The organism is Caballeronia sp. S22 (assembly GCF_964261745.1).
In the GTDB taxonomy this organism is placed as follows: Bacteria; Pseudomonadota; Gammaproteobacteria; order Burkholderiales; family Burkholderiaceae; genus Caballeronia; species Caballeronia jiangsuensis.
The window spans coordinates 583,242-593,328 of sequence record NZ_OZ180040.1 but is presented as its reverse complement, the minus strand read 5'-3'; the positions used below and the strand labels follow the sequence as shown (position 1 = coordinate 593,328).

7 protein-coding genes and 5 pseudogenes are annotated in these 10,087 nt (G+C 58.1%); 6 read left to right on the top strand and 6 right to left on the bottom strand.

Annotated features, from left to right (window positions below; translation table 11 throughout):
* Positions 1–9: 9 nt before the first annotated feature.
* Positions 10–1,047: an ABC transporter substrate-binding protein gene (locus ACEN42_RS41195; protein WP_371884098.1), complete on the bottom strand. Its 1,038-nt coding sequence runs from the start codon at positions 1,045–1,047 to the stop codon at positions 10–12.
* A gap of 186 nt (positions 1,048–1,233) precedes the next feature.
* Here ACEN42_RS41195 and ACEN42_RS41190 point away from each other — a divergent pair, with 186 nt between their 5' ends.
* Positions 1,234–2,130, top strand: coding sequence for a LysR family transcriptional regulator (locus tag ACEN42_RS41190; RefSeq protein ID WP_371884097.1), 897 nt, complete (start codon positions 1,234–1,236; stop codon positions 2,128–2,130).
* Here ACEN42_RS41190 and ACEN42_RS41185 read toward each other — a convergent pair.
* A pseudogene (locus ACEN42_RS41185) lies at positions 2,118–2,363 on the bottom strand (5-oxoproline transporter, DUF979 family subunit); the annotation flags it as partial. The gene ACEN42_RS41190 and the pseudogene ACEN42_RS41185 sit on opposite strands and share 13 nt — an antisense overlap.
* 91 nt (positions 2,364–2,454) lie before the next feature.
* On the opposite strand from ACEN42_RS41185, the pseudogene ACEN42_RS41180 reads away from it, so the two are divergent.
* Positions 2,455–3,081, top strand: a pseudogene (locus ACEN42_RS41180) (ATP-binding protein).
* Positions 3,082–3,228: 147 nt separating this feature from the next.
* A pseudogene (locus tag ACEN42_RS41175) lies at positions 3,229–3,636 on the top strand (IS21 family transposase); the annotation flags it as partial.
* Positions 3,637–3,656: 20 nt separating this feature from the next.
* On the opposite strand, the pseudogene ACEN42_RS41170 reads toward ACEN42_RS41175, so the two are convergent.
* The 3 genes and pseudogenes from ACEN42_RS41170 to ACEN42_RS41160 form a co-directional block, all read right to left on the bottom strand.
* Positions 3,657–4,040 (bottom strand): annotated as a pseudogene (locus ACEN42_RS41170) (IS21 family transposase); the annotation flags it as partial.
* 233 nt (positions 4,041–4,273) lie between these two features.
* Positions 4,274–5,047 (bottom strand): ABC transporter substrate-binding protein, encoded by a 774-nt coding sequence (locus ACEN42_RS41165; RefSeq protein ID WP_371884684.1) that lies wholly within the window; start codon positions 5,045–5,047, stop codon positions 4,274–4,276.
* 558 nt (positions 5,048–5,605) lie between these two features.
* Entirely contained in the window at positions 5,606–6,508 is a 903-nt protein-coding gene (locus ACEN42_RS41160) for a LysR substrate-binding domain-containing protein (protein ID WP_371884096.1), read from the bottom strand.
* A gap of 306 nt (positions 6,509–6,814) precedes the next feature.
* Here ACEN42_RS41160 and ACEN42_RS41155 point away from each other — a divergent pair, with 306 nt between their 5' ends.
* The 3 genes from ACEN42_RS41155 to ACEN42_RS41145 are packed head-to-tail and all read left to right on the top strand — an operon-like array spanning position 6,815 to position 9,700.
* Positions 6,815–7,960, top strand: coding sequence for an NAD(P)/FAD-dependent oxidoreductase (locus ACEN42_RS41155; RefSeq protein WP_371884095.1), 1,146 nt, complete (start codon positions 6,815–6,817; stop codon positions 7,958–7,960).
* Entirely contained in the window at positions 7,935–8,303 is a 369-nt protein-coding gene (locus ACEN42_RS41150) for a (2Fe-2S)-binding protein (protein ID WP_371884094.1), read from the top strand. The genes ACEN42_RS41155 and ACEN42_RS41150 overlap by 26 nt, the downstream gene beginning before the upstream one ends.
* Positions 8,304–8,359: 56 nt before the next feature.
* Positions 8,360–9,700: an NAD(P)/FAD-dependent oxidoreductase gene (locus tag ACEN42_RS41145; RefSeq protein WP_371884093.1), complete on the top strand. Its 1,341-nt coding sequence runs from the start codon at positions 8,360–8,362 to the stop codon at positions 9,698–9,700.
* Positions 9,701–9,773: 73 nt separating this feature from the next.
* Here the strand turns inward: ACEN42_RS41145 and ACEN42_RS41140 are convergent.
* Positions 9,774–10,034, bottom strand: a pseudogene (locus ACEN42_RS41140) (transposase); the annotation flags it as partial.
* Between the last annotated feature and the right edge of the window lie 53 nt (positions 10,035–10,087).

The window sequence follows — 10,087 nt, the reverse complement described above, 5'->3', positions numbered from 1 at the left end:
TGAGACCCCTTAGTGTTCGACCGACCGATTCCAGCGCGCTGTCCACTCGGCACGCTTCACGTTAACTACGTCGTAGTTCGGCATAATCAACGACTTGACCTTATCCGGGCCGGAAACAACCTTTGCCGCCACCGCTGCAGGCAACGTGACCGTCTTGTTCACCGGCCCCCAGCCGGATACGGTTGCAAAACTCGTCTGCGCCTCCGGGGAGACGAGAAATTGCAGGAAGCGTTGTGCGAGTGTCGGTTGCGGCGCTCCTGCTACGGGACAGGCAGCGCTCATCAACGCGAAGGCTCCTTCCTTCGGATACACGAACGCCACTGGAGCTCCCTGATTGATCACGTCCTGAACGCGACCGTTTCCCCAAACTGCAAGCGCCGCTTCACCGGTCTGCAGCATCTGCGCCATATTTCCTGGCGACGGCTCCCACGCGAGAACATTGGGACTGACTTTCTTGGTGAGGGCCTGAAACCCTGGATCGATGTTCGTTTCACTGCCGCCGTTGATCCGTGCCATCATCAGCAATGTCAGAAGGCCGTATCCGTTACTGATCGGAGGGATGACGACCTTGCCCTGATACTTCGGGTCGGCAAGATCGCTCCATGAGGTTGGCGGCGCCCACCCACGCTTGGCGAAAACATCCTTGTTGTAGACAAGGCCAACGGCAAGCATTCCTATGCCCACGGAACGGTCGCCGGCCATTCTGGCGAGGGGATAAAGGTCTCGCACAGCCCCGGTTTGTTCTACTGGCGCGCAGAGGGCTTGCCCGACGGCCTGGTACATCGGGCCATCATCAATGATCGCTACGGAAAGCTCCTGGCGTCCCTTCTGGGCTTCGAGCTTCGCGAGGATATCGGTCGAGTTGCCCGCGACATAGACAACCTTCACGCCCGCCTCTCTTTTTTCAAATTCCGGAATGAGCTTTTCCTTGAGCAGCTTCTCGGTCGAGCCGCCATACCCGCCCACGTAGATCGTCGTATCCGCATTCGCGTTGGTGACGAGCGCGGTCAGGGCAAGCGCACTTATGACTTTGAGATATGTATTCAATTGCTTGTCTCCGGAAAAAATCTAGGAATAAACCCTAATGCTTAGTTGGGGTGCGCGACTGGAATGAGAGAATCGTAGTAGACACAAAATACGAAGAATATGTAAAACTGCGCACCTGCATATGCCTAGATGTTATATATGAGAAACGCACCGAATCTTCGCCATATCGAGGCGTTTCGAGCCGTCATGTTGACAGGCACTGTCGTGGGCGCGGCGACTCTGATGAACGTGACGCAACCGGCAGTCAGCCGGACAATCGCCCTTCTTGAGCTTCAACTTGGTTTCAAGCTATTTGAGAGACGAGGAAGGCGTCTCTTTCCGACTGCCGAGGCACAGACCCTCTACCGCGAGGTCGAAAGGCTGTACATCGGCGCAGAGAGAATTGGTCAGGCTGCACAGGACATTCGATTTCAGCGAGCGGGGGCCGTGCGAGTCGCGTCTCTCCCAGCACTCTCGCTCACGGTAGTCCCACGAGCATTGAGCACGCTGTTGCAGTCGCGGCCGTCGGTCACGGCGACAGTCCAAAGCCTTCCGTCCCGGCAGATTGCCGAACTGGTTTCAACCGGTCAATATGACGTGGGGATCGTCGAACTCCCGGTGTCTCGAGCCTCTGTTATCGTTGAACCACTCGCGCCTGGAAATTCTGTGGTTATCATGCCGCGCGAGCATCGGCTGGCATCGAAGAAGAGCGTTAGCTTTGGAGATTTGCACGACGAGCGGATGGTGCTGCTGTCGCAACACAGCTACGTTCGCTACCAGATTGATGAGGCGCTGTCGCAGGCGAATGCTTTTCCGAATGTCATCGCGGAAACACCAAATTCGCTCATCGCAGCAGCGCTGGTTGCGCAGGGGCTTGGAATTTCAATCGTATCGGGATTCACTGCCGAGATTTTTGCTCACGGCAATGTTGTCACAAGACCGCTTGAGGGGGCACTTGCTTCGCGTTTCGCTATTATCTTCCCGGAGTCAACGGCGATATCCTCGCTCGCAAGGGCGTTCGCCACCGAAGTGGCGAACGCCCTCTCGCATGAAGCAGGCTCAGACGCGGAGACCAATGGACGTGGATCCAACTACATCAGATAGTACAAAAGCACAGCATTGACGACGAGAACCATGAGCGCGGTCGGGGCCTGCGCCTTGATAACACCGTAACGGTCGGGCAGTTCCAATAAGGCGGACGGAATAAGATTAAAGTGCGCGGCCATCGGTGTCACAAGCACACCGGCATAGGCGGAAAACATGCCGAGCGCGGCAATCACAGCCGGGTCGCCGTAGAATCCATTGATAAGCACTGGAATGCCGATGCCGCCCGCCATGGGAACTTGTCCGCATTTTTGTGGGCGAGGCGGTTGAACAACACGGATTATCCATGCGCCTGCATAATCGGTCACCGAACAGGATAGCAAACTGAACCGTGCCGTCATCCAGGACCTGGCCACCGGCCGTTACCTGCAGGAGACCGCCAACGTGCTAATCGCCGGGCCGACCGGCGTCGGCAAGTCGCAGGCGCAGGCGCTGGGGCACTGCGCCGCGCGTCAGGGGCACGACGTGCTGTTCCTCACGCGAACCAAGCTGCTCAACACGTTGCATGCCGCACGCGCCGTCGGCGACTACGAGCGCCGCCTGCAGCAACTTGGTGCGCGTGCCGCTGATCATCGTCGACGACTTCGCGCTCAAACCCATCACCGCGCCGCATGACGAAGCGTTTCACGACGTCGTCGCCGAGCGTTATGAGCGCCGCGGGTCCTGGTCTTGACGAGCAATCTGGACTTCAGCGAATGGGGCGATGCGTTCCCGGCCAACCGCATGCTCGGCGCCGCCACCCTCGATCGGCTGCGCCACGGCGCGTATCGGATCATCCTCGACGGCGACAGTTATCGCGTGCCGAAATCCATGCCCGAATTGCCTGTTTCAGGCATTTTAAAAACGGACCAAGAACTAGCATTCTTGACGGCGTTCGAAACTGCGTTTCCGAACCCCTCCAAGTGGCGCCTTTACGCCGATCGTCCCCGGCTCCATTACGCCGATCCGTGACACAGTGTGAACTTTCGCCGTTAAGGAGCCAAACCGTTTTCGGCACAAAGGCGCCACTGGCATCTGAGTCGGGCGCTCGAACTTCGCCAACCGCCACCCTCCCGGCACGCATTTGCTCCGGAGGGTGGCTTGAAGAGGAAGTTCGAGATGTACCAATATCGACAGGTTCTGGTGCGAATGCGCCAGGGTGACTCCGACCGGGATATCGACCGGTCGAAAATCATGGGCCGTAAGAAGCTGGCAGCCGTGCGGGAGATCGCAACCGAGCGCGGGTGGCTTTCTCCGGACAACGCTCTGCCGGATGACGCGCAGCTTGCTACAGTGTTCAGTCGCAAGGAGTTCCTGCCCGCGAGCTGTATCTCGTCGGCCGAACCGTGGCGCGAACAGATTGCCCAGTGGCACGACGCGGGCGTGCCCGGCACGACGATTCACGGCGCGCTGGTGCGCAACCACGGCTACGCGGGAAGCTACTCATCCGTCTACAGGCTGCTTCAACAATTGAAGGCGGAGCTCATGCCGGATGTACCGATGCGGCTTGAGTTCAAACCTGCAGAATAATCGCAAGCTTGCGATTATTCTGCCAGCTCAAACGCCAGTGGAACATAAGCCTGGCGGCGAGGAGCCTGCGCCTGCCGCTCGCGCCAGCGCCGCACGAATATGCTCACACGCGTGTAGCTGCCGCCGTAGCCCTGTGCGCGAATCGCCTCGAACATAAAGCGCCCCGTGCGGCGCTCGCGTCTGGGCCGGTGGCTGTCGGCCTTCAGCCATTCCTCAAGCTGTCCAGCCCATGCGTCCACCACGCTCGGACTGACCCGCTTCGGGTACTTCGGCTCCGCTGCTTCTGGTTGACGCAGCCACGTTCGGATCGTGTTGCGCGACAACCCCGTTCGCCGTGCGATCTCACGCAACGGCACGTTCTCGCGGAAATACATCCGCCTGATCTTGGCCAGCATACCCACCGTGATCACCTCTGTATCCCCTGCTCAAATATTGAGCATGACATTCAATCACGTGCGTCAAATTTCGATGCAAATCACACGGCCAGGTGGGCCAATTCTGCTCGCCCGTTAACGCGTGTACGCTGTATCTTTTGCGCCCGTGGTCGGCGCTGTAGACAACTATTCGGCAGGGTGGCGCAAGATTGCGCAGCCCCGGAAGCCAGGATGCCCTGTCGCGAATCGGCTTGCCCGGCTCAGCCACCGTAGATGTTGAAGTTGAAATACTTCTTCGCAATCTTGTCGTACGTACCGTCTTTTCTCAGGCTATCGATAGCGCCGTTGATAGCGTCGCGGAGCTCCGTGTCGTCCTTTCTGATGCCGATGCTAACGCCCGGGCCAAAAATGGATTCGTCTTTGATGGCAGGGCCTTGCGCAAAGACGAAGTCCTTGCCCGGAGGGGTCTTCAGGAAGCCGGCGTCTGCTTGAGGAGCGAAGGCCATGGCCGCGTCGACACGACCTGCGATGAGGTCAGGCCAAATGAGGTCTTGCGTTTGGTAAGGGACAACCTCGACACCGCTCCCCGCCCAATACTTACGAGCGTAGGTCTCCTGAGTGCTGCCTTGCAGTACACCAACTCGTTTGCCCTTGAGCGACTCAGCTGTAGCCACCAGCGGGGAGCCCTTTTTGACGATCAACGCCTCGACGGGCGCGTAGAGCTTGTTCGTGAAGTCAATCACCTTGAGTCGTTGCTCGTTCTTCGACATAGAGGAATTGATTGCATCGAACTTGCGCGCCTGCAGAGCTGGAATCATGCCGTCGAACGAATTCTCGACCCAGACGCATTTCGCGTTGAGCTTGGCACAGATTGCATTGCCAAGGTCGATATCGAATCCAGCCAACTCGCCGCTGGCCGTCTTGGATTCAAACGGAGGGTACGAACTATCGACACCAAATCGGATTTGCTTGACGGTGTCTGCTGCTGCCAACGGCACGCAGACAACGCACAACGCGGCGATAATCATCTTCAACTTCATTGCAAGACTCCTGTTTGCGACTGGCAGGAGCGTCCGTAAATCGAACGTTCACCTGTTCTTGACTGAATCGAAGCGACGTTTGTTGTGCTTCATATAGCCGCCTTTGGCGCTAGACATCCGTCGGCGCCCTGCTGATTTCACGGGGCGGTTGCCGGTCGTCAACGCTTAGGCGAATGATGCGCGGGTCGTGTCAATCGCGTCCAATGCGAATAAATCGACAGGTTATGCAAAAATGAGATAGGGTCGACCCACGGAGGTGAGAGCGGCACCGCTGCATTTGCCTGGTGGCGATTGGACGCACCAATGAGCCGAGTGTCTGCAGCGTGGATGGGGGTGGGTTGCGAGTGACTGGTAAGCGACAGCCCCGCAGCGCGCGTCGAGTCGTGCCTGGCGATACTGCGTGACGGAGAGTTTGAGCTTACGCACAACCGGTCACGAGAAGCCTGAATCCACTGATACAGCGGCTGCGATGCCGGACGAAATAGCCCGCAACGTGACTAGCTGTGCGAAGAGGCGGCAGTGTGCGGTAGTGCCGCGCGCCGACAGGAAGAGCTACTTCCGCCACCCGGCGATTTCTCGCTCGAACTGGTCCCGTAACAGTTGGACGAACTGTTCGGCCAGCTGCGACATGGAGCCATGCGGCGGATACAAAAGAAAATTGGGATAGTTCATGGATGGGGAGAACGGCAGGATTTTGACTCCTTGCCCCACGAAATCCGATGCTACCAATGGATGGGCTAACGTCACGCCCAACCCAACCTTGACCATCTCGCAGCAACTGGCACTGTATTGTGCTTCGAGCGACATGTTGCGTGAGACGCCCTCCCGCTCGAATAGCCGGTCGGTCTCCTCTCTCGACCCATCGCCATGCACCAGGGAGATGTATTCCTCCCCCTGCAGGTCTGTCGCCTTTACCTTGCTTTTCCCGGCGAGTCTATGGTTCTTCGGCAGAATGCAAACAACCTCGGCGTCGGGGAGCGCGTCAACTTGGCATGTCGCGGCGGCAGAGACGAAAGCTACGATGCCGACATCGCAGAACTGCGAAGACACCCACTGCTCAACCGTATTAGACGTGTTCGTATGAATCGAGACAGTGACATCGGGTCGAGACTGCTTGAATCGCTGAACCACGCGTGGCAAGAAGCTGAGTCCGATTCCGGGGATTGACGCGATTCGCAGTCGGCCGCTTCCCAGGTTGCGGATAGTGTCGGCAGCATAGGTTAGGCTTTTCAGACCGACGAAGGCTCGCTCTACTTCTCTGAACAACGCCTTCGCCTCAGGCTTTGGGATGAGGCGGCCGCCCGTACGCTCGAACAGGACAAGCCGCGTGTCGATTTCGAGCTGACTGATAAGGCGGCTGACATTCGATTGAGATGTGTGTAACTCCTGGGCGGCCCCAGTGGTCGACCCCGCCTGCATGACCGCACGGAAAGCTTCAATCTGGCGCAGCTTCATCTTACCTATATCAATTTGGCATAGAGGCCTATTGTATTCGCATTTGACCGCATAAACATGGCGGCTCAAGATTCGTAACGACGCAAAACGACAACCGAGGGCTGTCGACGGTACTAATGGACCCTGGGTCAAATTCCTTCAGTCGCCCAATGGCTGGTCCGATGGGTGGCGATTGTTTAGGGCCCGTGCGCCCCACGCCACCCGCAAGTGCACAAATCAACCGGGAACTGGGCGAACGCTCGACGCCAACATAGACAGGTAAGTGACGGGCTGAGCTAACGCGGCCTGCACTCTGAGAACGCAGTAATGACAACACTCGAAATATCAAAGTCCTACGACGCAGTCGTCATCGGTGGTGGACTGGTTGGGTCTGCCGTCGCTTTCGGAATTGCGCGGGAGGGCGCGAAAGTCCTGATAATCGACGAAGGAGATGATGCGTTCGGCGCCTCAGTCGGCAACTTCGGCTTAGTTTGGGTCCAAGGTAAAGGCGCCGGAAAGCCAGGTTACACCACATGGACACGTGCATCCGCGGCACTCTGGCCGTCTCTTGCCGCCGCTTTGCTCGCTGAGACTGATGTGGACACACAACTGCTCCAGCCCGGCGGCTTCGATTTGTGCTTTTCCGACGAAGAGTTGGAGGAGCGCGCATGCCAGCTTTCGCAGATTGCTGAGGAGGCAGACGGCGACTATCCCTTCGAAGTCTTGCAGCCGGCTGACCTTGCTGCGCGTCTTCCCGGTGTCGGGAAGTCTGTTGCTGGAGCGACTTATTCTCCGATGGACGGGCACGTCAATCCCCTCAAGCTATTGCTTGCCTTGCGACGAGGGTTGGCTAATCGTCACGGGGATTTGGTCAATTCTGAGCGCGTGCAACACATCGAGCCGCAACCCGGCGGATTCGTCGTACATGGACAACGTGGCAGATGGACGACGGCGCGCGTCATCCTGGCGGCCGGCTTGGGAAACAAAGACCTCGCTCCGATGGTTGGGCTTAACGCGCCTGTCGTTCCGATACGTGGCCAGGTCTTGATAAGCGAGCGTGTCGCGCCGTTTCTTCATCATCCGACAGTGACGGTCCGGCAGACGAACGAAGGAACGGTTCAGTTGGGTGACTCGCTGGAAGACGTGGGCTTCCACAACGGAGTGACGACCGACGTCCTCTCGGAGATTGCTGCTCGGGGCGTACGGGCCTTCCCGCTGCTACGCGACGTTCGACTCCTGCGCGCTTGGGGCGCACTTCGTGTGATGACACCGGACGGCTTTCCAATCTATCAAGAGTCTGAAACTCATCCAGGCGCGTTCAACGTCAGTTGCCACAGCGGAATCACATTAGCCTCTGCGCACTCCTTGCGCCTTGGCAACTGGCTCACAGGCGGTGCGATGCCCCCCGATATCCAAATCTTCTCCGCAGACCGCTTCCTGAAACCCTATGAAGCCTTCTCCCATGTCGACTGATTCACTGTTTGAGCAACTACCGACTCCGCAGGGTCCGACGGTACGCATATCGTTCGACGGCGTCGACTATCAGGTGCCCGCCGGGTGCAACCTTGCCGCCGCTCTACTGCTTACCGGCGTTCGGCGCTTTCGTAGCACGCCGGTGAACGCCGCCCCACGGGCGCCGTTTTGCATGATGGGCGTCTGTTTCGAGTGTCTTGTTGAAGTCGACGGCCTGCCCAATACCCAGAGCTGCCTCCAGACCGTACGGGATGGGATGGTCGTTCGTTCTCAAGAAGGTGCACGCCAGGTTCGTCACGCAGTCGATGACGATGCACCAGCGGCCCAACTGCACCAGGAGTAGCGTTAGTGACGCCAGAATCATTTGATGTAGTAGTAATCGGAGCCGGGCCGGCTGGTATGACTGCAGCCACCGCGTCAGCGCAGGCAGGATTGAGCGTCGTGCTTTTGGACGAGCAAGAGGCGGTTGGCGGTCAGATATATCGATCGATTACTCGCACTGACGATAAGCTACTGACCCTGCTCGGCCCGGACTACTCAGCTGGGAAGGATATCGCATCAGCATTTGAATCAAGTAACGTGCGCCATGAACGGGGCGCTCAGGTTTGGCAAGTCACTGCAGAAAGAACTGTCCAATACGTACAGAAAGAACAAACGAAATCAGTAACGGGCAAGCAGATTGTTATTGCGACCGGCGCTATGGAGCGCCCCTTCCCAATTCCAGGGTGGTCGTTGCCCGGCGTAATGACCGCGGGTGCTGCTCAAATTTTACTGAAGGCGTCTGGCACGATTCCTCGGCAGCCAGTCGTCCTGGCAGGTTGTGGGCCGCTCCTGTATCTGCTTGCATGGCAGTACCTGCGGGCAAAGGTGCCTATCAAGGCGTTCGTCGAAACAACGACTTTTTCCGATAAGCGCCGCGCAGCAAAGCACGTGGTGGGTGCTTTGCTCGGTTGGAAAGACTTGGCGAAAGGCGTCGGTTTGCTGCGAACGCTTCGCCAGGCTCGGGTTCCTGTGTATCACGGCGCAACAAACCTTTGTGTCGAGGGAGCATCTGCTGCGGAGGCGCTATCGTTCACCGCAAACAATCAAAGCCATCGGATTGATGCCGGTTTGATTCTTCTCCACCAAGGCGTCGTTCCAAACACCCAGGTTTCGTGGTCAATTCGAGCGGCGCATCGCTGGGACGATATGCAACTCTGTTGGATCCCCAAACGCAGCGATGTTTTCGAACTCGACATCCCCGGGTTCTTCATCGTCGGGGACGGCGGTGGAATTGCTGGAGCCAAAGCGGCGGCGACTCAAGGCGAAATTTGTGGCCTTGAGATTGCCCGGCGGCACGGCAAGATTCGCGACGTTGAGTTCTCCAGGCTGGCCACAAAATTGCGCGCACGCCTTTCGCAGCAGCTTTACATCCGCCCGTTCCTGGACTCGCTTTATCGACCGAGCGACGCTAATCGGGTGCCCGCAGACGTGGTATTGGTGTGCAGGTGCGAGGAGGTGACTGCCGGAGAAATTCGACGTTCTGTCTCCCTTGGATGCGTGGGACCAAACCAGATTAAAGCGTTCAATCGTTGTGGGATGGGCCCCTGCCAAGGACGCATGTGCGGGCTCACGGTCGCAGAGGTCATCGCGGACGAGCGAAAGGTCTCTCCCGCAGAAGTCGGCTATTACCGTATTCGACCACCAATCAAGCCCATCACACTGGGCCAGTTGGCCGGTATCTTCCACAAAGACGACTGAGGAAAAACGCCTCTTTCGAAATTTAATGACCGCATCGTGCTTGATCAACCGTAAGCGCGAATTTCTCCGCACGCACCTGCTCCATCAATTGCCGCTCCGAGCGGACACTGTAGAGGATCTGAATCAACATTGCCCGCACCAGCTTCTCCGGCGCGATGCTCGGCCGCCCACCTTTTGTGTCGACTTCGTACATCTCGGCGAACACCCGATCCATCTTGGCGAGCGCTTCGTTCGCCATCACGCGAATCGAGCGCAGCGGATGCGACGCTGGAACGAAGTCGTCGAGCTTGCGGAAGGAAAACAAACTCTCGGTGAATGTGTCGGCGCCGCGCATGATCTCCAGGGGGCAAGTCAGGTCCTTCTATCAACGCTTCAGGCACTTCCTGC

Bases quoted from the DNA above. Each gene is read 5' to 3' on its own strand.
- ACEN42_RS41145 (WP_371884093.1), top strand. From the start codon at position 8,360: ATGACTGCAGCCACCGCGTCAGCGCAGGCAGGATTGAGCGTCGTGCTT.
- ACEN42_RS41155 (WP_371884095.1), top strand. From the start codon at position 6,815: ATGACAACACTCGAAATATCAAAGTCCTACGACGCAGTCGTCATCGGT.
- ACEN42_RS41160 (WP_371884096.1), bottom strand. From the start codon at position 6,508: ATGAAGCTGCGCCAGATTGAAGCTTTCCGTGCGGTCATGCAGGCGGGG.
- ACEN42_RS41150 (WP_371884094.1), top strand. From the start codon at position 7,935: ATGAAGCCTTCTCCCATGTCGACTGATTCACTGTTTGAGCAACTACCG.
- ACEN42_RS41190 (WP_371884097.1), top strand. From the start codon at position 1,234: ATGTTGACAGGCACTGTCGTGGGCGCGGCGACTCTGATGAACGTGACG.